We start from the raw sequence: 23545 nt of genomic DNA on the forward strand, positions 1-23545 counted from the left end.
TTGTGAGACTGTCTATAGTTTTTTAATCAATCTAATTTAATATATTATTGCTCAGTAATTTGGTGAATTGACCAAATAATAGGTGTATTTGTTCCACCAAGGTCTATTCCAATAGTTAAACCATCATCGACGTAGAACAATCCTACTTCATCTCCAGCATCAAGCTCAACATCGCCGGTGATTGTTACGGTACCATTTCCAAGAATACCTCGTAAGTCTAAAGGTGTTATGTCGATGTTAAATACAGGGAATAGCCCAGTGAGCAAATCTGTTCCTGTAGTTATATTTCGTATTACAAAAGCAGGATCAGCTCCTCCAATACCAATTGTAATTGCAGCTGTAGTTTGATAGTTGATTACTGCAGAAATTGAGTAACGTCCTGCAACTGGTGCTGTATACACACCTGTTGTTGGCTCAAAGTTCGGACTTCCGTAATACGGTGATGATACTTCCCAATCATCAATTTGTGCTCCTGCACCTACTGATACAGCGTTTGCTGTTGCTGAGAAGCCCTCTTCGGCAAATGCAGGTCCCGTAGGCCCAGTCGGTCCCGTCGGTCCCGTCGGTCCTGTAGGTCCTGTAGGTCCTGTTGGCCCCGTAGGTCCCGTCGGTCCTGTTGGCCCTGTCGGCCCAGTCGGTCCTGTTGGTCCTGTAGGTCCTGTAGGTCCTGTTGGTCCCGTCGGTCCCGTCGGTCCTGTAGGTCCAGTCGGTCCCGTCGGTCCCGTCGGTCCCGTCGGTCCAGTCGGCCCAGTCGGTCCTGTCGGTCCTGTAGGTCCTGTTGGTCCCGTCGGTCCCGTCGGTCCCGTAGGCCCAGTCGGTCCTGTAGGTCCTGTAGGTCCTGTAGGTCCAGTCGGTCCCGTCGGTCCCGTAGGTCCCGTCGGTCCCGTCGGTCCCGTAGGTCCCGTCGGTCCTGTTGGCCCCGTCGGCCCTGTAGGTCCCGTCGGTCCCGTCGGTCCTGTAGGTCCTGTAGGTCCTGTAGGTCCCGTAGGTCCCGTCGGTCCCGTCGGTCCTGTAGGTCCTGTAGGTCCCGTCGGTCCTGTAGGTCCCGTCGGTCCTGTAGGTCCCGTAGGCCCCGTCGGTCCTGTAGGTCCTGTAGGTCCTGTAGGTCCCGTCGGTCCTGTAGGTCCCGTCGGTCCCGTCGGTCCCGTCGGTCCCGTCGGTCCTGTAGGTCCAGTCGGTCCTGTAGGTCCTGTAGGTCCCGTCGGTCCAGTCGGTCCTGTTGGCCCTGTCGGCCCCGTCGGTCCTGTTGGCCCTGTTGGTCCTGTAGGTCCTGTAGGTCCTGTTGGCCCTGTCGGTCCTGTAGGTCCTGTTGGTCCCGTCGGTCCCGTAGGCCCAGTAGGTCCCGTAGGTCCCATCGGTCCCGTAGGTCCCGTCGGCCCCGTCGGTCCTGTAGGTCCTGTAGGTCCTGTAGGTCCCGTCGGTCCTGTAGGTCCCGTAGGTCCCGTCGGTCCTGTTGGCCCTGTTGGTCCTGTAGGTCCTGTAGGTCCCGTCGGTCCTGTAGGTCCCGTCGGTCCCGTCGGTCCTGTTGGCCCAGTCGGTCCTGTTGGCCCCGTCGGCCCTGTAGGTCCCGTCGGTCCCGTCGGTCCTGTAGGTCCTGTAGGTCCCGTAGGTCCCGTCGGTCCAGTTGGAACATTAACTAATTCAATATCCACTATTGCAGATCCATCTGTTACATCAATCTCCAATGTTGAAGAAGTGAATGATAAAGTATCTCCCAATTGAATTGTTGCAACATCACCAGTTGTACCTTCAACAAAGAATAATTCTTGCTCTGGATCAAATACTCCAGTAGGTCCCGTCGGTCCTGTTGGCCCAGTCGGTCCTGTTGGCCCTGTTGGTCCTGTAGGTCCTGTTGGCCCCGTCGGTCCCGTCGGTCCTGTTGGCCCTGTTGGCCCTGTTGGTCCTGTAGGTCCTGTTGGTCCTGTAGGTCCCATAGGTCCCGTCGGCCCCGTAGGTCCCGTCGGTCCTGTAGGTCCAGTCGGTCCTGTAGGTCCTGTCGGTCCCGTCGGCCCAATATCTCCACTAGGCACTAAATCAACTACCTTGTTTAATTTATTATCTAGTAATAGTTCTTTTTTTATTGTCATAGCTAGTGTATCTTGTACACTGTCATTAACGGATAAGATATCTTCAAGTGTTGCGGCAGGAGTTAATCCAGGAATAGTTCCTAGAGCATACTGAATTTTTTCTCCTTCTGCATTTATAATATGAGCTAACCCTAATTCCTCCATTGCTATAGAAGCGAGTAAAAGGTTAATCACATCATTTCTATTTATAGAGATATCGGGTGTAATATTTGGTAAGTTTGGTTGAGACATTTTATTTCTCCTTTCATTTATATTCGTGTGAATATGCGACCAGGCGTAATAAATTTCTGAGATATATGGTAAAATAATCCGCGATGTTGTAAAATCCCCAATATAATCTTGATTGGAAGTAATTAAGATTAATGAGGATTGATATCGGGAGTGCTAATTAGAATAATTCAATTAAACAATAATGACGAAAAATGAATTTTATTATGAAATTTAGTAAAACTATAGTGTGATTTTATGATATAATCTAAGTGCGTATTGGTGACACATTCTAATTTAATCTATGTTGTTAAAGTTAATATGTAACAAATGATTGCCTAACAAATAGCCTTTTTTCAAGCTGTGAAAGTGTGTTTAAAGCAAGTGTAATTTTCGTTAAAAATAATTTAAAGTTTTTTCGGAAAAAGTATTGCAATTTTATATCTTATGTAGTAATATATTTCTTGTCGTGATTTTTAGTTCATAATTTATTTAGTTAAAAACAATAATAATTAACTTAGTCATGGCCCGTTGGTCAAGCGGTTAAGACACCGCCCTTTCACGGCGGTAACACGGGTTCGAATCCCGTACGGGTCACCATTTGGAGGATTAGCTCAGCTGGGAGAGCACCTGCCTTACAAGCAGGGGGTCGCAGGTTCGAGCCCTGCATCCTCCACCATTGTTCGTGCCGGCCTAGCTCAATTGGTAGAGCAACTGACTTGTAATCAGTAGGTTGGGGGTTCAAGTCCTCTGGCCGGCATGGTTATAATAAATCTATATATTGTTCATTTATGGAGGGATAGCGAAGTTGGCCAAACGCGGCGGACTGTAAATCCGCTCCCATCGGGTTCGTAGGTTCGAGTCCTACTCCCTCCACCATTTTAATTTTATATATTACTTTTAATAACAGTGGCTACTATGTACTGTTATTTTATTGTTGGTGGGCTATAGCCAAGCGGTAAGGCAACGGTTTTTGGATCCGTCATGCGTTGGTTCGAATCCAGCTAGCCCAGCTAATTACAGAAAGTAACCTTGATAACAACATGTTTCAAGGTTACTTTTTTATTTTTATGGTGTTTATATAGTATTTATAAGTGATAGGAATGCAATAATAATTTCAATATTTCGTAAAGAGGGAAATATGGTTAAGTCGTTAAGCTCAACCTACTTGGATTAATACAATAATGAAATTTACCTTCCAAAAGTTCACTTGTTATTGATAATTTTTGAATATTAACTTGATTTTGAGTATGCTATAATTAAAAGAGTGATTATCAATTGAAATGAGTGGTTATGATATGAACAGAGGGACGTGTGTAGCATGCTAGGTGAGGGACTAAATCTCTTTAATATTCTCAGAATTATTGTCGACATTACCCTTGTCTGGTATGTGTTTTATAAACTAATTATGTTATTACGTGGCACAAAAGCCATTCAATTATTAAAAGGAATATTCGTTGTTATATTTATATACTTAGTGAGTTACTTATTAAATCTTCAAACAGTTCAAGTGATGATAGAGCAAATTATCGTCTGGGGTCCTGTTGCTGTGATTATTTTATTCCAACCTGAGTTGAGAAGGGCGCTTGAACAAATAGGTCGTGGTAGCTTTTTCAGTCGAAACCGGCAATCAGAAGAAGATATTTTAAATCAAGTGATTGAGGCATTGGTTACATCATGCACTTATATGGGAAAACGCCGGATAGGGGCACTAATCACAATTGAAAGAGATACCAATATGGGTGATTACATTCAAACAGGAATTCCTATCGAGGGTCAATTATCTCATCAATTATTAACTAATATATTTGTACCTAATACACCCTTACATGATGGTGCAGTGATTATACATCATAATCGTATTATAGCTGCGGCATGTTATTTACCACTCTCGGAGAGTCCTTTTATTTCTAAAGAATTAGGAACGAGACATAGAGCGGCTATGGGTATAAGTGAAGTTAGCGATGCTTTAACGATTGTTGTTTCAGAGGAAACGGGACACATATCATACACTCGAAATGGTGAACTTCACAGAGATATTAGTCAAGATGAATTGAGTACGATGCTGAGGAATGATTTAAATCAAAGCTTTAGTAAACCTCCTACGTTGAAAAATTGGAACTGGAGGGGAATGAAAAAATGAATGAGTGGTTAAATAAAACTTGGGTTATTCGTGTCATATCATTATTGTTAGCGATTATTACATTTATCGTCATTACGATTGATAATCAAGATACTAGAACTGCGGATATTGGGAGTTTCGATTCGATATTTAGTAGCACTCAAGAAACACAAGTCTTAGAAAATTTCCCGGTTAGTATCCAAATTGATGATGATAAATATGTTGTTAGTGGAGTTCCACAAACAGTAACCGTAACGTTACAAGGAACAGTGAGTGTTGTTCAAACAACAGCTACCCAGCGCAACTTCGATGTATTTGTAGATTTGGAAGGTTTGGAGCCAGGAACGCATACGGTACCGATTGAGTATGAAGGTGTATCAAATCGATTATCTGTTAGTATTAATCCTGTTGAAGTTGAGGTGCTAATCGAAGAAAAGGCATCCAATGAATATAAAGTAGGTGTTGATTTTACCAATCAAGATAGCCTACAACCTGGATTTGAATTGGTTGGTGCTACTGTTATACCTGATGTTGTAAAGATTACAAGTTCGCAAAATATTATTGAGCGAATTGCTATCGTTACTGCATTTGTAGACTTAGAAGGTCTAGGAGAAGATATGACCTTTGTCGATGTCCCTGTGAGGGTCTATGATCATGAAGGTAATCAGCTCAATGCTCGAATTGAACCGGAAGTAGTTTCTGTAGAGGTTCGATTGGCTAGTCCGAGTAAGACGGTTCCTGTAGTTGTTGATACAACCGGTGAAGTTCCAGAAGGATATCGTGTCATCTCAATTGAGTCTGATATTGAGGAAGTAGAAATATTTGCTTCAGAAGATGACTTATCAAATATAAGTATGATTAGGACTACCCCAATTAATTTGACGGAAATTACTGAGTCAAATACGATTGAAGTGGGATTAGCTATACCAGGAAATGCAAGGCTAACCTCTCATGAGACAGTAACGGTAACAATAGAAGTTGAAAAGTGGACTGAAGAAACAATAGAAGATATAGAGATTGGGATTGAAAATTTAGACGATGAGTATACATCATCCTTCTTAAATCCTGATACTGGGAAAATAGATATTGTTGTGGCAGGTTATCAAACAGATTTAACTGGTATTAATTCGAATGACTTTCAATTAACTGTTGATCTAAGAGGGCTAAGGGATGGGCAATATCAATTGCCATTAAAAATTAGTGGTCCAACGGGTCTAGAATTTTCACCGGAGATGGAAGAAGTTACGATCGAAGTTCAATAAAAAAGAACTGTAATTTGGAAACAAAGGAGAGGTACATGATGGTTAAATATTTCGGAACAGATGGTGTAAGAGGTATAGCTAATGATCAATTAACGCCAGAGTTAGCATTTAAGCTGGGCCGAGCAGGTGGATATGTACTTACAAGAGATGCAGAGAAGCCAAAAGTGTTAATTGGTAAGGATACAAGAATTTCAGGGGATATGTTGGAAGGTGCATTAATATCAGGATTATTATCTATGGGTATAGAAGTAATGCGATTAGGAGTTATTTCAACGCCGGGTGTTGCTTATTTAACTAAGGCGATGGGTGCAGAAGCGGGTATTATGATTTCAGCATCACATAATCCGGTAGAGGATAACGGTATTAAGTTTTTTGGGCCAGATGGATTTAAATTATCTGATGAACAAGAACAAGAAATTGAAGAATTAATTGATGCTAAGGATGATACATTACCTCGACCAATTGGTTCTGAGATTGGTGTAATTAATGATTATTTTGAAGGTGCTCAAAAGTATCTACACTATCTAAAGCAATCTGTAGATAATGACTTTACTGGTTTACATGTTGTCTTAGACTGTGCAAACGGATCGACGTCTTCATTAGCACCTCACCTATTTGCTGATTTGGATGCTGATATATCTACTATCGGTGCTTCACCAAACGGTCTAAATATTAACGATGGAGTGGGATCTACTCATCCAGAAAAGCTACAAGCTAAGGTATTAGAGCTAGAAGCGGATATTGGATTAGCGTTTGATGGTGATGGTGATCGTCTTATCGTTGTTGATGAAAAAGGGAATATTGTTGATGGTGACCAAATTATCTTTATCTGCGCAAATTATCTTAATAATCGTGGATTGTTACGTCACTCAACAGTTGTTTCAACCGTTATGAGTAACTTAGGTTTTTATAAAGCTCTTGAAGAACGAGGAATGAAGAGTGATAAAACTGATGTTGGCGATCGTTACGTTGTGGAGGAAATGCGTAGAGGTGGCTATAACCTTGGTGGAGAACAGTCTGGTCATATTATATTCCTAGACTATATAACTACTGGTGATGGTATGCTAACTGCACTTCAATTGTTAGATATTATGAAGGAAACAGGTAAGACAATTTCAGAGTTAGCAGCTCAGATGGTTAAATTCCCTCAAGTTTTAAAAAATATTGAAGTAGTCGATAAGCATCAAGTATTTGTTGATCAACGTGTTCAAGATGTGATTGCAAAAGTTGAAGCTGATTTGGGAGATCAAGGGCGTGTATTAGTAAGACCTTCAGGTACTGAATCTCTAGTACGAGTAATGGTTGAAGCATCAACAATTGAACAATGCCATGAATCAGTGGATCAGGTTGTTAAAGTAATTGAAGATGTGTTAGGTTTAGAATAGTTTAAAAAAATAATTAAACTGGAATCGAGTCCGTAGTTGGATTTGATTCCAGTTTTTTGTTGATCTAATGAGAATGTAGTGCTTCTTGTTTTGTTCGATGTATAGTACCAAATTTATGTTCAGGCGGTGCATAAATGGAATATAGCTTTAATGGTTGGTTTCCGGTGTTAATAATGTTATGCCATGTGCCTGCTGGTACCATAATTGCTGATCCTGGTCCGACTCTTCTTTGGAATAGCAGTTGATTTTTGTGGTTACCCATTTGAACTAATCCCTCACCAGCTTCAACTCTTAAAAACTGATCATGTTTCTGGTGAACTTCTAAGCCTATATCATCGCCTACATTAATACACATTAAAGTTACCTGGAGGTATTCACCTGTCCAAATAGCTGTTCGAAATGTCTTGTTTTGTTTTGTAGCTTGATTAATATTGATGACATAAGGTTTACCACCGTGATCGTTCATTTGAGAAGGTTGGTATGGATGATTTAGATTGTCGGAAAATAAAGTTTGATTAGCTTGTTCATAAAAGTTCCAAGGTGTGATCGGTAAACAACTATAATAGCATGGAGCAATTGGATACAACCATGGGTGATTATTCATGTTTCATCTCCTCAATAAGTTAGTCATATTAATGTATGCATATTGCCTAGAGAATGTTAAGAGTTTGTAAAAAGTGTAAATTATAAGTCTGATTCATTGCTCATCAGATTACTGTATGTTACTTTTAAACTAACTTTTTATAGATAGGTGGCTGATTCATGAATAGCAAACGAGATCACCAGTTTAAAAGATGGATAGAGATATTTGTGGTTACTTTACGTCTAGGCTTAACATCCTTTGGTGGACCAATTGCTCACCTAGGTTATTTTCATGAGGAATACGTGCAGAGACGAAAATGGTTAGATGAACAAAGTTATCTAGACCTAGTCGCGTTATCTCAATTCTTACCTGGACCGGCAAGTAGTCAAACAGGTATTGGGATTGGAGTTATGCGAGGTGGTATAGTAGGTGGTATTGTTGCCTTCTTAGGTTTTTCACTACCTTCTGTGATTGCTTTAATGATTTTTGCAAGCTTGTTAACAACGTTTGGATTAGAAGATTCAGTCGCTATAAGGGGCCTTCAAATTGTGGCAGTTGCTGTAGTCAGCAAAGCAGTATTATCGATGGCGAAAAAATCGACAACAACTTTATCTACAAAGCTAATTGCATTATTTGCTTTATTGATCACATTGTTATGGCAAACAGCCTATGCTCAAATCATTGCTATTTTACTAGCGGGCATAATTGGTTTGTTCTTATTTAAAAACAATACTCAAGAAAAGAATCTATCATCAAGTAATTTTCCCATTTCTCATCGTATGGGATACATTTGCTTGACATTATTCTTTAGTTTACTAGTTTTATTACCTATCTTATCGCGAACATTTGATTTATCTTGGTTAACTTTATTTGATAGCTTTTATCGTTCTGGTTCACTCGTTTTTGGAGGTGGACATGTTGTCCTTCCACTTCTCGAACAGGAAATTGTTACAGCAGGTTGGATGAGTCAACAGGAGTTTTTAACGGGATTTGGTGCAACACAAGCAGTTCCTGGTCCGCTGTTCACGTTTGTTGCCTATATTGGGACGATAATAAATGGGTGGATTGGTGGATTTCTATCGTTTTTAGCGATATATTTGCCTGCAATTCTCCTCATTATTGGGGTATTACCATTTTGGGAGGTACTCAGAAATAAATCTCAAGTTAAAGGTGCTTTGATTGGTGTAAATGCATCCGTAGTTGGTATTTTAATTTCTGCCCTTTATACACCGATATGGACAAATGCGGTACAAACAAATGTTGATTTTGCCTTAGTTGCGATTCTTTTTAGTATGTTGGTATTTTTAAAGATACCTTCATGGTCAGCCGTCATAGTAGGTATTATTGGTGGTTTGATTCTCTTTTAATTCATACTTTGGAATATAAAAAAGGTGTCTGTACATAATGACAGACACCTTTTTGGTCTAATGAATTAGTTTGAATTTGCAGCAGCTCTTTCACTTGCTTTGACAAAATCAATCGCGACGACAATAGCGAGTACGATATGTTCATACGCTTCATCGATGACATGAAGATCGTATGTATCTCCCCAAGTAAACCATTTTTCATTAACGTGGGCAATTTTTTTACCTTGTTTAAAGACTTCGAAATTTTTGTCCCACCAGTCTCCTCTGACCTCAATATCAGAACTATCAATGCGGTAACGATCTTTGAAGAAGGTAAATTCTTTGACGATTGTTAAAATTTCTTGACCATCAGCTTCAACGAAAAACTTAGGTAAGAAGCTAAATATTTTTTTCGTAATTAAAGCTACTTGATTACCACGTGTATCTTCAATTTCAAATGTTTTTGGTATAGAGAATAAGCTTCCGCGAATATAATATTTATCTTGATCATTTTCATCTTTAACAGTAAAACGTTCACGCAAACTAAAAACCTTTTGTTTCACATATAAATGGCTCATTTTTCAACCCACTTTCTATATATTAATGTCATTGTTAACTTAATAATATATAGTATACAACATTAAAGATCATTCTTGTTGGTAATAACAATTCTTATTCAAAAACTCTGAATATTAGGTTATGATAACGTTAGCTTAGGTAAGTAAATAGTAGCTTATAAGTTTATGTGTTTCAATTCTTGTTATCAAGTGGATAGATTGAAATAAATCGCAATTAAAGAATAATGAGGTGTAAAAATGCGTACGGAAAAGGAAATGTATGATTTAGTTTTAAACTTTGCAAAGAATGACCAACGCGTTCGAGCGGTTGGACTAAATGGTTCAAGGACAAATCCGAATGCGCCACGAGATATCTTTCAAGATTATGATGTCGTCTATCTCGTAACTGAAATGGAATCATTTTTAAATCAGCCAGATTGGATTGCGGTATTTGGTGAACGATTAATTATGCAGACACCTGAAGACATGACATTATTCCCGTCCGAATTAAGAACTCGGTATTCATATTTGATGTTATTCAGTGATGGAAACAGAATTGATTTAACATTAGTTCCAGTTGAGGAAGCCGATCAATATGTTAATGAGGATAAGTTGACGAAAATATTATTAGATAAAGATGAGATATTTCCCGAGCTACCAGAGCCAACAGATCAAGATTATTGGGTGAAGCAACCAACTTCTCAAAAATATCTAGATTGCTGTAATGAGTTTTGGTGGATTACAACGTATATAGCAAAAGGATTATGGAGAAGGGAGATTCTATATGCACTTGATCACCTTAATCGTTATGGACGGCCTATGCTCTATCAAATGTTAGAATGGCAGGTTGGGATTGAGACGGACTTTTCAGTTAGTATTGGGAAATCAGAGAAATACTTAGAACGCTACTTAGAAGCGGGAAACTGGGAAAGATTACTGACAACATTCCCGAATGCATCGTATGAAAGTGTTTGGCAGGCATTATTTAATCTGATTGACCTCTTCCGTGATACGGCTACATGTGTTGCGAATCATTTTGAGTATCAGTATCCGAAAGATTGGGATCAAAACATTTCAACATATTTAAGTCAAATTAAAAAGCTGCCGCATACAGCAACAACTTTTAGCTAAAATTTTTAACTATACTTTTTCACATAGAACACCCCTAAAGCTAGATTATTCACTCTAATTTTAGGGGTGAAGTACATATTTGCGGTTGTGTATAAAGATCACTCTTATCGGTTAACCACTTTAAATAATGGGGGTACAACTGCAGTTACGATTATGGCAGCAACAATTGACTCAGCTAAACCATTTGTAAAGAATACAGATAAAATCGCTTTAAATACAGCACCAACACCGTCAGCACCAATAGCTTGTGCATATGCATCCTGGAAGAAGAAAGCTATTGATCCCATCACTAAAAACGTGTGAGCAAATGTTGATAGTAACCCCGTTGCGAATAGCGCGGGCTTCTGTTGTAACTTACTGCGGATAAGTAGTTTTTTAGTTGCTTGATATAAATAGTAAGGAAGTATCCCCAAAACAATTCTAGGTACGAATGCAATAAACAATGCCCAAAATCTCGCTGGTCCAACATCGACTAAATCAACGAATGGAGAAAATGCAAAAGACAGTAAACTTGGTGACAATGTATTAATAATCATACTTGTTAGACCAAATATAAATCCTTGAAGAGCCCCTATTCTTGGTCCTAAAATGATTGATGCAATGATGACTGGAATATGAATAATAGTTGCTTTGATAACGACTAAATTGATAAAACCAAAGGGCGTAAATGCAAATAATAAAATAATTGAAATAAAAATGGCTGTTAAGGCAAATCTTTTTATATTCAAGATTCTCTACCTCCAATGAATTTTATTTGTTAAATAAAGTAAATAATCAACTAAATATTTTATAAAAATGAAAGTATGGTTATTTTATCATTTTAATTTAAAAGACTCCAATTTTTTAATTAATTTTATTGCTGTTTCACAGTCAAAGTAATGTATTTTTAGAGTATAATTAGTATTGAATTAAGAGAGAAGAGGAGGGATTCTTATCGTTTGGGAAGTATTTAATATTATCGGAACTATTGCTTTTGCAATGAGTGGAGCTGTGATTGCTTTAAAGGTTAATTATGACTTGCTCGGTGTATATGTTCTAGGATTAATTACTGCTTTTGGCGGTGGTGCCGTACGGAATTTGTTTATTGGCATTCCAATCACACAACTTTGGCAGCAAAACTCACTATTTATTATTGCAATCATTACAATTAGTCTTGTTTTTCTATTGCCAAGTAAAGCAGTAGTTTTTTTATCTAGATGGAGTATTTTTGATGCAATTGGATTATCGGCATTTGCTGTCCAAGGTGCTATGTATGCACAAGCAATAGATTTACCTATTTTTGCAGTGATGTTTTCTGCTGCTATAACTGGAGCAGGTGGTGGAATAATCCGGGATGTGTTGGCACAGGAAAAGCCGATGGTCTTTCGTCAAGATGTATATGCATTATGGGCTATGTTAGCAGGTTTTGTAATTGGTATGGACTGGGTAACAGAATCTTATCAGTTTTATCTTCTATTTTTAGTCATCTTAATTTGTCGCTCCATTTCTCATCGTTATAACTGGAGTCTACCACGCCGTTCACTACAAAGTATCCAAACCGACACTTCTAATAACTATACAGAAAAATCTGCGAATATAGGCTAAATGATCGTCCTAATTCGCAGATTTATTTTAGTTGTCAGATAAGTAATTTGTAACGATATAGGCAACGGATTTTGCCGCAACAATTAATGAGTCTTCATCGATATCAAATTTCGGATGATGATTGAAATATGGATTTTCAATTCCTTTTGGTGTACATCCGATAAAGTAGTAAGCACCAGGAATTTTTTCACTGTAATAAGCAAAGTCTTCTGATGGTGTCATCTTTGGCACTTCGATAATATTCTTAATATCATTGTCGTTAATTTGTGTTAGCGTATCTACAACAAACTTAGTTAAGTCAGGGTCATTATATAGTGGTGGATACCCAATCTCATATGTGAGTTCACAAGTGACGCCAAAGGTGACTTCAATGCCTTTAACAATGCGCTCGAGCTCTTGGCTAATTAATTTCTCTGTCTGACTGTTGTAGTAGCGGATATCACCTTCAATTTCAATGCTATCTTTAATTACATTAAAGGTTCCTTTACCATCAAAAGATCCGATTGTGACAACGCCCGTTTCCATTGGATCTAATCGTCGACTAATAATCGTTTGAACCGTTGTGACAAAGTGTGCTCCAGCAACAATTGCATCATTTGCTTTATGAGGAGAGGAACCATGTCCACCTCTTGCTTTAATCTTAAGATTAAAATAGGAACGCCCACTAAACGTATATTCACTACGATAACCGATCGTTCCAGCAGGCGCTATCGGTATAACATGAACACCAAAAATAGCTTCAACATCATCGAGGTAGCCGCCTTCTACAATTGACTTTGCACCACCAGGAGGTGCTTCTTCTGCATGTTGGTGAATTATTTTAATTGTACCTGCAAGCTCATCCTTTAATTCAATCAAACAATCGGCTAATACGAGTAAATAAGCCGTATGTGCATCATGACCACACGCATGCATCACGCCATCATTTACAGATTTAAACGGTACGTCTGCTTCTTCCTGTATCGGAAGTGCATCGAAATCAGCTCGAAGTGCAATGGTTTTACCAGGTTTTCCGCCATTAATTGTAACGATAATACCATAGCCATTGCCAACATTTGTTTCAATTTTTACTGGTTTCCCACGGTAAAAGTTTTCAATATAAGCAGCTGTATTTTTTTCTTTAAATGATAGTTCGGGATGTTGATGTAAGTGTCTGCGAATTTCGATCATTTCATTTTTACGTTGTTCAAGCATAGTAATGAGTTTCTTCATAAATATATCAGTCCCCTTTATAATCGGTGCTTGAGTGTCCGACTTGTTTATGTCTCTAATTTTAGCATAGAGCAGTGGACTATTCTTAAAATATGTCATTTCATTATGTTGAATTGTATTAATCAGTAGCTTTGCTATGTTAAAATAAGGGTACCGGTCATAATGTGTTTGTTATGAATGAGTAAAGTTACAAATAGGAGGTAGTTATTGTGAATAAACGTTTATATAGGTTGATTCCTTATATATTGTTAATTGGTATGACGTTAATCTTGAATTATATCTTTTTACCACCTTTAACATTTCAATCACCACAATTCAGAATTTTCTTTGGTTTATTCTTTCTTGCTGTGATATTTATTGAATTAATCTTTGATATTGATATTTCAGGGAAGAAAAAGGTTAGTCGAGTAAAGTATGGCATTTTCTCATTACCAATTATTTTCGTACTTATCGCATTTGTCATTCAGTTTTTTAATGGACCAGTTTTTAGAGCCACTGATTATGCTGGCTTAATTGACGTTAAGGAGAAAGACTTTGGTACAGACTTCTTTGCGATGAATCCAGATCAAATTCCAATGATGGACCGTGATACTGCAGAGAGATTGGGAGATCGGAGAATTGGTTCAATGAGTGACTTGGTATCTCAATTCGTGCCAGATAATGCGTATACGCAAATTAATATTAATAATCATCCATATCGAGTAACACCGTTAGAATATTCAGGATTTATGCAATGGTTTAACAATCGTAAGCAAGGGATTCCAAACTATTTAAAAGTAGATATGGTATCAGGTGAGGTTACGCTTGAAGATTTAGCTGAAAATATGAAGTATAGTCATTCAGAACGCTTTTCTCGAAATGTAAAACGTCATTTACGACGTCAATATCCTACGACTATTTTTAGGTCACCATCATTTGAAGTAGATGATGAAGGGCATCCGTATTATGTTGCAACAACTTATAAGAATAAATTTTTATTTGCACAACAAGAGCCAAGTGGTGTCATTTTGTTAGATGCAGTTACCGGTGAAACACAGTCTTATGATTTGGGTGAAATTCCAACATGGATGGATCGCATTTATTCGGCGGAGTTAATTCTTGAACAATTAAATTATTATGGTAAGTACACAAATGGATTTTGGAATAGTGTCTTTCAGAAGCGGGGCGTGACACAGACGACAGAAGGGTATAATTACATTCCGATGAATGATGATGTTTATCTTTATACCGGAGTAACATCGGTTAATAGTGATGCGTCAAATATCGGTTTTTATCTTGTTAATTTACGTACTAAGGAAGCAGAGTTTTACCCTGTTACGTCAGCTGACGAATTTTCTGCAATGGCATCAGCAGAAGGTAGCTTACAACAAATGCGCTACACATCTACATTCCCATTATTAATCAGTCTTAATGATCGACCTTATTATATTTCATCATTAAAGGATGATTCTGGCTTAGTTCGTGCCTATGCGCTGGTTGATGCACAAGATTATCAAAAAGTAATTACGAGTGACACTGTAGATGGTTTAATTGCTAAATTAAATGGAACAGTATCTAAACCAGAAGATTTGACAGAGATTGAAGAGGTTGAAACAGACGAGGCATTGACCTGGATTAGTGGCCAAGTGGAAAACATCTCTCAAGCAGTAGTTGCAGGAGACACTGTGTATTACTTCATGATTGATGGCTCAATCTATAAAGCATCCATTCAATTAAGTGATCAACTACCGTTCGTTGAGTTAGAGACACTTATTGAAGGAGAAGTCAATCAAAATAATGTTTTCCGTTCGATTCAAATAAGTCAGTAGTTATATTTTTTTAGATTCAAATCGAAATGTTGAGCAATACGAAAAAACCTGTGACAGAAAGCGACTGTACACAGGTTTTTTTGTGATTAAATCTAGAATTTAAATTTATGCAGAGTTCAAATTATTTATTTGTATCTGCATAAATGGTCATAGCATCACGCATGAACATAGCTAGACCTTCACCAAACTTATCAATATTATTTGTGAACCGTTCATCATCGACATACATCTGCCCTAAATTTTTAAAAGCTTCCAGTGAATATTCACCAAATTTGTTTAGGTAATCAAACCATTCTTTAATCTTCACTTGAGCTTCTGTCGAATTTGGTTCAAGGTGACGAATTGCTGCTAGATCACGGTAAATTTGGTTGAATTGTTCTTGATCAATTTTAGTGAATCCCTTTGCAACTTTATTTGCTTGATCAACCTTTTCATCACCCCATCTTTGACGTGCTTCTTCTTCATATGGATTTTGGCTAAAGTCAAAGCCAGAGAATTTTTCTTTATTTGTCATTTCGATCTCACCTTTCACGTGTTGAATTGTTCTTCTCACTGTATTAATCATCTTATCTAGCCGTTCTCGTTTCTCTACAAGCATTTTATAATGTATAGCTAATGCCTCTTGTTGATCGAAAGAAGGGCTACCGATGATCTCTTTAATTTTCTTTAAAGGGAAGCCTAACTCTCTAAAAATAAGATTTGTTGTAGCATTTCAAGGTTATGATCAGAGTATAGACGATAACCTGAATCAGTTATTGTTTCAGGAACTAATAAACCAATTTCATGATAATGATGTAGTGTGCGCACACTTATTCCAACTAAATCAGCTACTTCTTTAACTCTCATCAACAGTCGCTCCCTTCACTAAATAATATAAAGTATAACGTAAGGTGAGAGTCAATGGTGTTATTAATAATTTTACTAAATTTGCTGTAATCGATAAAATAATATTAGCTGATCTTTAGATATTGATATTTATTAAAGAGGATGTGTTTAAAACTATGGAGTATTCTGTGGATGAATCAGATACACTATATGCGATTAAATTCCGATTAGATCAAACAATTAAAGAAGTTCAGATTGGTAAGCTAGGAGAATTTAATTTTTCTAGTGGGTACTATGTGTATGTCGGTAGTGCTAAGCGTAATATCACAGCAAGGGTAGAAAGACATTTGCAAGTTGATAAGAAGAAAAGATGGCATCTTGATTATCTGAGACCATATTTAAGTGTAGAATCAGTCCAAAGTTATGCTGAAGAAGAGGGAGAATGTGCACTTTTTCGACGATTGAAAACGGCGCATCGAGGGAGTATACCTATCAAAGGTTTTGGTTCGTCTGATTGTCAATGCCCGGCCCATTTGTTTTATATTGAAGTTAAATAGTAAAGGTCTGTTAGGCATTCAATTTATTGAGTGCTCTTTTTTTAAAAATTATTAGTCCAATTAAATTGGCACAGCATTACTAACTAATTTCATGGTATGATATAAGCAATATTTAATATAAAAGAGTAGGGATTATGATGAAAGAAATTGTTGGAAAAACAAAAGAAATGAATTCTGTAAATACACTTGTGAGAGATTTTAGAGCATTAGGTTTACAAAAAGGGATGACAATACTCGTTCATTCATCACTGTCTTCGATAGGATGGGTTAATGGGGGAGCAATGGCCGTCATAGAGGCGTTAATTCAAGTTATTACAGAAGAAGGTACGATAGTAATGCCTGCGCAGAGCGGAGATTGGAATGAACCAAGTAAATGGGGTAATCCCCCTGTTCCTGAATCTTGGTGGGAAGAGATCCGCCAAACAATGCCGGCTTTTGATAAAGACAAGACACCGACATCAGGGATGGGGCTTATTCCTGAAGTCTTTCGTAAGTACCCGAATGTAGATCGAAGTGATCATCCGTCAGCTTCTTTTGTTGCGTGGGGGAAAAATCGCAATTATATTATTAGTAATCATTCAATTGATTTTAGTCTAGGCGAACAGTCTCCATTAGCGAGACTTTATGATTTAGATGCTCAAGTACTATTTATCGGAACAGGCTACTTTACAAACACTGCATTTCACTTAGGGGAGTATCGTGCGCCCGGAGCTGAAATTGTTAAAGAAGGAGCTTCGATTATCGAAAATGGTCAGCCGGTTTGGCGAGTATACAATGACATTGAATTTGCTGTCGGAGAATTTGAAGAGATTGGTGCTATTCTCGATCGTGAGTATGATGTGACGAAAGGATTAATAGGACTAGCAGAGTCACGATTATTTTCAATTAGAGAAGCGGTTGATTGTGCAGAAAAATACTTTATTCAAAAAAGAGCGAAATAATCTAAGTTAAATAGATTACTAATCATTGATTACTGCTTAGAGAGTGTGGTGACTAGAATGCAAGTCTATTTGATTGTTAATCCTAAGTCAGGAAAAGGATTAAAGGTATTTAAGAAATTTCAAGAAAAACTTACAATTCCATATAAAAGTTATTTGACTGAATATCCAAGACATGCAACAAAATTAACAAAACAAATTAAAGCTAATGATCCTAATTCGCTCGTCATTGCAGTTGGTGGAGATGGTACAGTAAATGAAGTTGTACAAGGAGCGGCTAATAGTAACTTAACAGTTGGCGTTATAAGTAGTGGCTCAGGAAATGACTTTTCTCGTTACTTCTATTGTTTTAATACGCCTGCTGATATTGAACGGTTTGTGAGAGAAAAGACAACTGGATTAGCAGATGTTGGGGAAATTAGCTTTTATAATGAGCAAAAATTATTTATTAATAATAGCGGTATTGGCTTTGATGCACTTATATGTGAACGGGTAAGACGCTCAAAGGTTAAGCGTTTTTTAAACCTATTTGGATTAGGTAAGCTTGTATATGTCTATTATGTATTACTAGAGCTATTTAGATTTAAGCCATTTCAATTAGAAACAAATCTTGGTGGTAATAAGCGTATCTATACGGATGTCTGGTTCGTTGCAGCTAGTAATCAGCCATACTTTGGCGGTGGGATGAAAATTTCCCCGCACTCAAATGCCGAAGACGGAATGCTAGAATTCACCCTTATTCATAAACTAAAGAAATTACGTTTTATTATGATTTTTTGGAAAGTTTTTAATGGTAAGCATTTGAAATATACGGATTATGTGACACAGTTTAAGGGGCATTCAATTGATGTCTATATTGAAGAACATCTCTTTGGACATATTGATGGTGAAGTACTAACAATACCCGCCAAACAAACAATCAGTTTCTCAGTTAGTGAGTATCAGCTAAACCATGCTATTGAGAAACAGATAACTCGAAATATTAATATCGAACAAGTAAAAATAGGATAAACGAAATCATAGCTTATTTATTTTTTGTCATGTTCAAAAAGGATGCAAAGTTCAGCATCCTTTTTTATTCTTATTCGTCAATTTTTCAAGGTGATATTAGCTATATCTTTCAAAGCCTAAATAACGAGAGCCTTGAAAGGTGAGCTTGCCGGTATCTCCTTCAGCAAGTTGCCCAAATTCAACCCCTGAAACAACAAATTCAAGTCGATCCTTACTCTGAACTTCAAAAGTAACGTAATAAGTTGTCCGTGAAGTATGATCTACATGGTGAGAATTATTATTATGATGCTGGTAGCTATGGACTTCAGTTCTTTTGGCTACGATTAAAGCGCCAACATCTAATATTGGTGATTGATTGTCTCGATTTCTTTGTTGGATGCCCTGAAATATACTGACGATTAAAAAACCAAAAATTATCAACGAAATAATGATTATAAGAATAGTCACGAAGTCGAACATTGGATCATGAAATGGATCATGAGGTGAAAATCCCATTTTTATCACGCCGCCTTTGTGATAACCAAAATGATTAAAGGTTATCAGTTTTATATAATGCTACTTAGCTATATTATATACTTAAATAGTTTTCCAAACAATTAAAATCTGAAAGTAGTAAATTTTAAAATGACTTATGAAAAAACCGAACGGCGAATTATACTAATAAATATCCGTTCGGTTTATATTCTATGAAACATATTTTAATCGGCGAATAAATCTGTGATCTCGCCTGTTTCTGGATTAACTAAATACCACCCATATGTGGCTGTATGTGATTGTCCTTCACCGTGGTCAACAACTTCAAATACTTGAATGCGGTAATTACCATTGTCATCAATACCATCAAAGGAATAATTTAGCCCCATGTCTGTGTCAGTACCTTGGATAAATTCTTTGACAAGATTGATGGCATCATCAGAACTATATTTATCTGATCCATTACCGTTTTGGTCCTGATCTATTTGGTCATTTTGTTCTGTTTCTGAAGTATCTGGCTCATCATTAGAATCTCCGTCCGTTGTCGATAAGTCATTATTATCAAAATCATCTTGACTTGGTTCTTCTATTTCCTCAGAATCTTCTATTTGCGGATCAGTAATATCTTGGTTTACAGGTACTTCCTCTAATGTATCATTTGATTGACAACCAAATAGTACAAAGCTGGCTAATATCAGTAAGAGTATTTTTTTCAATGTTATCCCACCTTATATAAAATCTTTAAGTAAATTATAATGTCATTCTAAATATTTTCGACAAAATTTGCAAACAGAATAAATACATTAGTAAGGGAATTCCTTGATTAGGTTATCTCCTTAACCATATAATGAAAATAACAATAATTATTTAGAATGCTTTTGTTTATACTAATTCGTGCATTGAACCATGAATGAGTTTTCAATTATATTGCTACAGACTTAGTGAGATCAACGTTGGGAGGATGTATATTATGAGGATGATAGATCTAATTGAGAAAAAACGGGAAGGTCAATCGCTTACAGAAGGCGAAATTAACTATATGATCGAGCAATATACAAATGACCAGATTCCGGATTATCAGATGGCAGCAATGCTCATGGCGATATATTTTCAAGATATGTCAAATGAAGAAAGAGTTTATTTAACGAAAGCAATGGTATCTTCCGGAGAAGAAATAGACCTCTCAGCTATTGATGGTATTAAAGTCGATAAGCATTCAACAGGTGGTGTAGGTGATAGCACAACGCTTATATTAGCCCCACTAGTTGCTTCTGTCGGTGTTCCTGTTGCTAAGATGTCTGGTCGAGGCTTAGGGCATACAGGCGGTACATTAGATAAATTAGAATCAATCCCTGGATTTAATGTAGAATTAGACAGCTCAACATTTATCAATTTAGTTAATAAAAATAAAGTTTCCGTCATTGGTCAGAGTGGTCATTTAACTCCTGCAGATCAGAAGTTATATGCGTTACGTGATGTAACGGCAACGGTAAATTCTATCCCACTTATTGCTAGCTCAATCATGAGTAAGAAAATTGCCTCTGGTGCCGATGCTATTGTGCTTGATGTTAAAACTGGATCAGGTGCATTTATGAAGGAATTAGAGGATGCAAAGGTTCTTGCTCAAGCAATGGTTGACATTGGTAATGGTGCAGGTAGAAAAACGATAGCGCTTATTTCTGATATGAATCAGCCCTTAGGTTATGCTGTTGGCAATGCACTAGAAATTAAAGAAGCAATCGCTACTTTAAAAGGAGAAGGACCTGATGATTTGACGGAGCTTTGCTTAGCATTAGGTAGTCAAATGGTCTATCTAGCGAATCAAGCAGAATCAATTGATCAAGCACGTGAAAAGTTATTAGCAACGATTGAAAATGGTGAAGCAATTGGTAGATTAAAAATATTTATTGAATCACAAGGTGGAGATCCGAGAATAGTTGATCAACCCGAGCAACTACCCATAGCGACCTATCAAATTGAAGTTAAATCTACTAAGGCAGGGTATATTTCTGAAATTGCTGCTGATCAAATTGGGGTAGCAGCAAGTATGCTTGGGGCAGGACGTACCACTAAAGATTCAGACGTTGATTTAGCAGTTGGCGTTGTGTTACGAAAGAAGGTAAGTGATTATGTGAATGAGCAAGATACACTTGCCGTCATCCACAGTAATCAGACAGAAGTAGCTACTGTTATAGAGAAAATTTTACACGCATTTCAAATTCAGGATCAAGAGGTAACGCCAAAACCATTAATTTATCAGACGATTTCATAACTAATTATTAATAGGAGATAGTAAAAATATTCTTAAACATTGACGATAACTAGAGATATAATGCAAGTATAGTAACAAATCGAAATAATTTTGTTGGTATAATTGGGACAAGCACAACTAGAGTTGAAATGAGTTTTTTCGCAGGAGGAGCGTTATGGACAAACAATTTAAACGGATATTTTTAGTAGTACTTGATTCGGTTGGTATTGGAGAAGCACCAGATGCAGCCGATTTTGATGATATAGGAGCAGATACATTAGGTCATATCGCTGATTATGTTGGAGGGCTGAAGATGCCGACGATGGCCAAATTAGGCTTGAGTCATATTAAACAAATTAGCGGGATTGATAAGGTTGATGCTCCATTAGCATATTTTACGAAAATGGAAGAAGCATCAGTAGGAAAAGATACAATGACAGGTCATTGGGAGTTAATGGGGCTTCATATTGACCAACCCTTCCAAACGTTTCCGAATGGTTTTCCCGATGAGCTGATCAATGAGATTATAGAGAAGACTGGACGTGGTGTTATCGGTAATAAGCCTGCATCAGGAACGGAAATATTAGATGAATTAGGCGATAAACATATCGAAACAGGAGATTTAATTATCTACACTTCCGCGGATTCAGTCCTCCAAATAGCAGCACATGAGGATGTAGTGCCAATCGAGGAGCTATATCATATTTGTGAAATTGCTAGAAAGCTAACACTAAATGAAAAGTATATGGTAGGTCGCGTTATTGCCCGTCCATTTGTTGGGGAGCCAGGCAATTTCAATCGCACTGCTAATCGTCATGACTACGCATTAAAACCGTTTGGTCGAACTGTAATGAATGAATTAAAAGATGCTGACTATGATGTGATAGCATTAGGTAAAATTACTGACATCTTTGATGGTGAAGGGATTACTGAAACGGTTCGAACTGTTGACAACGATGATGGCATGGAAAAACTTATTCAATCAATGGACCAAGAATTTACTGGTTTAAATTTTTTAAATCTAGTTGATTTTGATGCGAAATATGGTCATCGTCGAGATCCGAAGGGATATGCTGAAGCGTTAGAAGCCTTTGATCAACAATTGCCGCAAGTAATTGAGAAATTGCGTCGTGATGACTTACTCATCATTACTGCAGATCATGGAAATGATCCTACTCATCATGGAACAGATCATACAAGGGAATATGTGCCGCTGCTTGCTTATCATAAAGGAATTAATGCAGGCCGTGAGTTACCGATAAGAAAAACATTTGCAGATATTGGCGCAACAATAGCTGATAATTTTAAAGTAACAAATCCAGCACATGGAGACAGCTTTTTAGAGGATATAATTGAATAAGGGGGAGCAATAGTGAACCATCAATTAGAACAGGCGAAAAAATTTATAAGTGCTCAACTTAAGGCAACACCGAAAGTGGGGTTGATCCTAGGCTCTGGCTTGGGAGTATTAGCTGATGAAATAAAAGATGCAATTAAAATTCCTTACGAACAAATACCTGGCTTTTTAAAATCAACAGTATCAGGCCATGTTGGTCAGCTAGTATCAGGTAAATTAAATGGAGTCGATGTCATTGTAATGCAAGGTCGTTTCCATTTTTATGAGGGATATGGATTAGACGCGATTACTTTTCCGATTCGTGTTATGAAATCTATTGGCGTTGAGAAGCTAATTGTGACAAATGCTGCTGGTGGTATTAATAAGGATTTTAATCCAGGTGATTTGATGTTGATAACTGATCATATTAACAATACGGGGCAAAATCCATTAATAGGTCCGAATGATTCACGACAGGGGGTCCGTTTTCCAGATTTAACGCATGCCTATGATCCTCAGTTGCGAAATATGGCTAAAGTGGTCGCCAATGAATTATCAATCGATTTAAAAGAAGGTGTTTATGTTTGGAATACAGGACCAACGTATGAAACTCCTGCAGAAGTTAAGATGCTTCAGTTACTGGGTGCCGATGCAGTCGGAATGTCAACTGTTCCAGAAGTAATAGTGGCAAGACACATTGGGTTAAGCGTCTTAGGCATATCTTGTATCTCAAATATGGCAGCTGGAATTTTAGATGAACCGTTAAGTCATGAAGATGTCATTAAGACGACAGAAAGTGTCCGGTTAAAGTTTATTTCCTTAGTGAAAAGTATATTAACAAAGTTATCTTGAATACAAAAATAGAGACA

The 23545-nt window shown here is 37.5% G+C and carries 20 protein-coding genes, 5 tRNA genes and 1 pseudogene; 18 read left to right on the forward strand and 8 right to left on the reverse strand.

What is annotated here, in order from left to right:
• Nucleotides 1-44 precede the first annotated feature (44 nt).
• Nucleotides 45-2318 (reverse strand): hypothetical protein, encoded by a 2274-nt coding sequence (locus tag AXY_RS01280; RefSeq protein WP_015008975.1) that lies wholly within the window; start codon nucleotides 2316-2318, stop codon nucleotides 45-47.
• A 501-nt stretch (nucleotides 2319-2819) separates the two neighbouring features.
• Between AXY_RS01280 and AXY_RS01285 the strand changes: the two genes are divergently transcribed.
• From AXY_RS01285 to glmM, 8 genes are all read left to right on the forward strand, one after another.
• Nucleotides 2820-2894, forward strand: a tRNA-Glu gene (locus tag AXY_RS01285).
• Nucleotides 2895-2897: 3 nt separating this feature from the next.
• Nucleotides 2898-2973, forward strand: a tRNA-Val gene (locus AXY_RS01290).
• Between the two features lie 8 nt (nucleotides 2974-2981).
• A tRNA-Thr gene (locus tag AXY_RS01295) sits at nucleotides 2982-3054 on the forward strand.
• A 33-nt stretch (nucleotides 3055-3087) separates the two neighbouring features.
• A tRNA-Tyr gene (locus AXY_RS01300) sits at nucleotides 3088-3173 on the forward strand.
• A 62-nt stretch (nucleotides 3174-3235) separates the two neighbouring features.
• A tRNA-Gln gene (locus tag AXY_RS01305) sits at nucleotides 3236-3307 on the forward strand.
• A gap of 308 nt (nucleotides 3308-3615) precedes the next feature.
• A complete protein-coding gene (cdaA, locus tag AXY_RS01310; RefSeq protein ID WP_015008976.1) occupies nucleotides 3616-4437 on the forward strand; it encodes a diadenylate cyclase CdaA in 822 nt (273 codons plus the stop codon).
• On the forward strand, nucleotides 4434-5678 hold the full coding sequence (locus AXY_RS01315; protein ID WP_015008977.1) for a CdaR family protein: 1245 nt from the start codon (nucleotides 4434-4436) through the stop codon (nucleotides 5676-5678). The genes cdaA and AXY_RS01315 overlap by 4 nt, the downstream gene beginning before the upstream one ends.
• 38 nt (nucleotides 5679-5716) lie before the next feature.
• Complete coding sequence (gene glmM, locus AXY_RS01320) at nucleotides 5717-7063, forward strand: phosphoglucosamine mutase (protein WP_041450065.1); 1347 nt, start codon at nucleotides 5717-5719, stop codon at nucleotides 7061-7063.
• Between the two features lie 64 nt (nucleotides 7064-7127).
• Here the strand turns inward: glmM and AXY_RS01325 are convergent, their stop codons facing one another.
• Nucleotides 7128-7667 (reverse strand): cupin domain-containing protein, encoded by a 540-nt coding sequence (locus AXY_RS01325; protein WP_015008979.1) that lies wholly within the window; start codon nucleotides 7665-7667, stop codon nucleotides 7128-7130.
• 158 nt (nucleotides 7668-7825) lie between these two features.
• On the opposite strand from AXY_RS01325, the gene chrA reads away from it, so the two are divergent.
• Nucleotides 7826-9013: a chromate efflux transporter gene (gene chrA / locus AXY_RS01330; RefSeq protein WP_015008980.1), complete on the forward strand. Its 1188-nt coding sequence runs from the start codon at nucleotides 7826-7828 to the stop codon at nucleotides 9011-9013.
• Nucleotides 9014-9078: 65 nt separating this feature from the next.
• Here the strand turns inward: chrA and AXY_RS01335 are convergent, their stop codons facing one another.
• The gene (locus AXY_RS01335; RefSeq protein ID WP_015008981.1) at nucleotides 9079-9570 is read right to left on the reverse strand and encodes an LURP-one-related/scramblase family protein; all 492 of its coding nucleotides are present in this window, start codon (nucleotides 9568-9570) and stop codon (nucleotides 9079-9081) included.
• A 237-nt stretch (nucleotides 9571-9807) separates the two neighbouring features.
• Here AXY_RS01335 and AXY_RS01340 point away from each other — a divergent pair, with 237 nt between their 5' ends.
• Entirely contained in the window at nucleotides 9808-10680 is an 873-nt protein-coding gene (locus AXY_RS01340; protein WP_015008982.1) for an aminoglycoside 6-adenylyltransferase, read from the forward strand.
• 104 nt (nucleotides 10681-10784) lie between these two features.
• On the opposite strand, the gene AXY_RS01345 is transcribed toward AXY_RS01340, so the two are convergent.
• Nucleotides 10785-11408 carry an ECF transporter S component gene (locus AXY_RS01345; RefSeq protein WP_015008983.1) on the reverse strand — a complete coding sequence of 208 codons (624 nt, stop codon included), beginning with the start codon at nucleotides 11406-11408 and terminating at the stop codon, nucleotides 10785-10787.
• 205 nt (nucleotides 11409-11613) lie between these two features.
• Here AXY_RS01345 and AXY_RS01350 point away from each other — a divergent pair, with 205 nt between their 5' ends.
• The gene (locus AXY_RS01350) at nucleotides 11614-12264 is read left to right on the forward strand and encodes a trimeric intracellular cation channel family protein (protein ID WP_041450067.1); all 651 of its coding nucleotides are present in this window, start codon (nucleotides 11614-11616) and stop codon (nucleotides 12262-12264) included.
• Between the two features lie 27 nt (nucleotides 12265-12291).
• On the opposite strand, the gene AXY_RS01355 is transcribed toward AXY_RS01350, so the two are convergent.
• On the reverse strand, nucleotides 12292-13476 hold the full coding sequence (locus tag AXY_RS01355; RefSeq protein ID WP_015008985.1) for an amidohydrolase: 1185 nt from the start codon (nucleotides 13474-13476) through the stop codon (nucleotides 12292-12294).
• A 209-nt stretch (nucleotides 13477-13685) separates the two neighbouring features.
• On the opposite strand from AXY_RS01355, the gene AXY_RS01360 reads away from it, so the two are divergent.
• Nucleotides 13686-15284: a hypothetical protein gene (locus tag AXY_RS01360; RefSeq protein ID WP_015008986.1), complete on the forward strand. Its 1599-nt coding sequence runs from the start codon at nucleotides 13686-13688 to the stop codon at nucleotides 15282-15284.
• Between the two features lie 121 nt (nucleotides 15285-15405).
• On the opposite strand, the pseudogene AXY_RS01365 reads toward AXY_RS01360, so the two are convergent.
• A pseudogene (locus AXY_RS01365) lies at nucleotides 15406-16136 on the reverse strand (MerR family transcriptional regulator).
• A gap of 149 nt (nucleotides 16137-16285) precedes the next feature.
• On the opposite strand from AXY_RS01365, the gene AXY_RS01370 reads away from it, so the two are divergent.
• The 3 genes from AXY_RS01370 (at nucleotide 16286) to AXY_RS01380 (ending at nucleotide 18615) form a co-directional block, all read left to right on the forward strand.
• Nucleotides 16286-16666, forward strand: a complete 381-nt coding sequence (locus AXY_RS01370; RefSeq protein WP_015008989.1) for a GIY-YIG nuclease family protein — start codon at nucleotides 16286-16288, stop codon at nucleotides 16664-16666.
• Nucleotides 16667-16800: 134 nt separating this feature from the next.
• On the forward strand, nucleotides 16801-17607 hold the full coding sequence (locus tag AXY_RS01375; protein ID WP_015008990.1) for an aminoglycoside N(3)-acetyltransferase: 807 nt from the start codon (nucleotides 16801-16803) through the stop codon (nucleotides 17605-17607).
• Nucleotides 17608-17664: 57 nt separating this feature from the next.
• Entirely contained in the window at nucleotides 17665-18615 is a 951-nt protein-coding gene (locus tag AXY_RS01380) for a diacylglycerol/lipid kinase family protein (protein WP_015008991.1), read from the forward strand.
• A gap of 96 nt (nucleotides 18616-18711) precedes the next feature.
• On the opposite strand, the gene AXY_RS01385 is transcribed toward AXY_RS01380, so the two are convergent.
• Entirely contained in the window at nucleotides 18712-19110 is a 399-nt protein-coding gene (locus tag AXY_RS01385) for a DUF2500 domain-containing protein (protein ID WP_015008992.1), read from the reverse strand.
• A gap of 203 nt (nucleotides 19111-19313) precedes the next feature.
• Nucleotides 19314-19805, reverse strand: coding sequence for a hypothetical protein (locus AXY_RS12180; RefSeq protein ID WP_015008993.1), 492 nt, complete (start codon nucleotides 19803-19805; stop codon nucleotides 19314-19316).
• A 254-nt stretch (nucleotides 19806-20059) separates the two neighbouring features.
• Here AXY_RS12180 and AXY_RS01395 point away from each other — a divergent pair, with 254 nt between their 5' ends.
• The 3 genes from AXY_RS01395 (at nucleotide 20060) to AXY_RS01405 (ending at nucleotide 23528) form a co-directional block, all read left to right on the forward strand.
• The gene (locus AXY_RS01395) at nucleotides 20060-21361 is read left to right on the forward strand and encodes a pyrimidine-nucleoside phosphorylase (protein ID WP_015008994.1); all 1302 of its coding nucleotides are present in this window, start codon (nucleotides 20060-20062) and stop codon (nucleotides 21359-21361) included.
• Nucleotides 21362-21515: 154 nt separating this feature from the next.
• A complete protein-coding gene (gene deoB / locus AXY_RS01400; RefSeq protein ID WP_015008995.1) occupies nucleotides 21516-22700 on the forward strand; it encodes a phosphopentomutase in 1185 nt (394 codons plus the stop codon).
• A 9-nt stretch (nucleotides 22701-22709) separates the two neighbouring features.
• Nucleotides 22710-23528: a purine-nucleoside phosphorylase gene (locus AXY_RS01405; RefSeq protein WP_041450068.1), complete on the forward strand. Its 819-nt coding sequence runs from the start codon at nucleotides 22710-22712 to the stop codon at nucleotides 23526-23528.
• The last annotated feature ends 17 nt before the right edge of the window (nucleotides 23529-23545 follow it).

Origin of the sequence: Amphibacillus xylanus NBRC 15112, from assembly GCF_000307165.1 — a bacterium.
Lineage (GTDB): Bacteria > Bacillota > Bacilli > Bacillales > Amphibacillaceae > Amphibacillus > Amphibacillus xylanus.

What these genes read in the sequence shown, in the direction of transcription:
- AXY_RS01280 (WP_015008975.1), bottom strand. Translation starts at nt 2,318, where the DNA reads ATGTCTCAACCAAACTTACCAAATATTACACCCGATATCTCTATAAAT.
- cdaA (WP_015008976.1), top strand. Translation starts at nt 3,616, where the DNA reads ATGCTAGGTGAGGGACTAAATCTCTTTAATATTCTCAGAATTATTGTC.
- AXY_RS01315 (WP_015008977.1), top strand. Translation starts at nt 4,434, where the DNA reads ATGAATGAGTGGTTAAATAAAACTTGGGTTATTCGTGTCATATCATTA.
- glmM (WP_041450065.1), top strand. Translation starts at nt 5,717, where the DNA reads ATGGTTAAATATTTCGGAACAGATGGTGTAAGAGGTATAGCTAATGAT.
- AXY_RS01325 (WP_015008979.1), bottom strand. Translation starts at nt 7,667, where the DNA reads ATGAATAATCACCCATGGTTGTATCCAATTGCTCCATGCTATTATAGT.
- chrA (WP_015008980.1), top strand. Translation starts at nt 7,826, where the DNA reads ATGAATAGCAAACGAGATCACCAGTTTAAAAGATGGATAGAGATATTT.
- AXY_RS01335 (WP_015008981.1), bottom strand. Translation starts at nt 9,570, where the DNA reads ATGAGCCATTTATATGTGAAACAAAAGGTTTTTAGTTTGCGTGAACGT.
- AXY_RS01340 (WP_015008982.1), top strand. Translation starts at nt 9,808, where the DNA reads ATGCGTACGGAAAAGGAAATGTATGATTTAGTTTTAAACTTTGCAAAG.
- AXY_RS01355 (WP_015008985.1), bottom strand. Translation starts at nt 13,476, where the DNA reads ATGAAGAAACTCATTACTATGCTTGAACAACGTAAAAATGAAATGATC.
- AXY_RS01370 (WP_015008989.1), top strand. Translation starts at nt 16,286, where the DNA reads ATGGAGTATTCTGTGGATGAATCAGATACACTATATGCGATTAAATTC.
- AXY_RS01375 (WP_015008990.1), top strand. Translation starts at nt 16,801, where the DNA reads ATGATGAAAGAAATTGTTGGAAAAACAAAAGAAATGAATTCTGTAAAT.
- AXY_RS01380 (WP_015008991.1), top strand. Translation starts at nt 17,665, where the DNA reads ATGCAAGTCTATTTGATTGTTAATCCTAAGTCAGGAAAAGGATTAAAG.
- AXY_RS01385 (WP_015008992.1), bottom strand. Translation starts at nt 19,110, where the DNA reads ATGGGATTTTCACCTCATGATCCATTTCATGATCCAATGTTCGACTTC.
- AXY_RS01395 (WP_015008994.1), top strand. Translation starts at nt 20,060, where the DNA reads ATGAGGATGATAGATCTAATTGAGAAAAAACGGGAAGGTCAATCGCTT.
- deoB (WP_015008995.1), top strand. Translation starts at nt 21,516, where the DNA reads ATGGACAAACAATTTAAACGGATATTTTTAGTAGTACTTGATTCGGTT.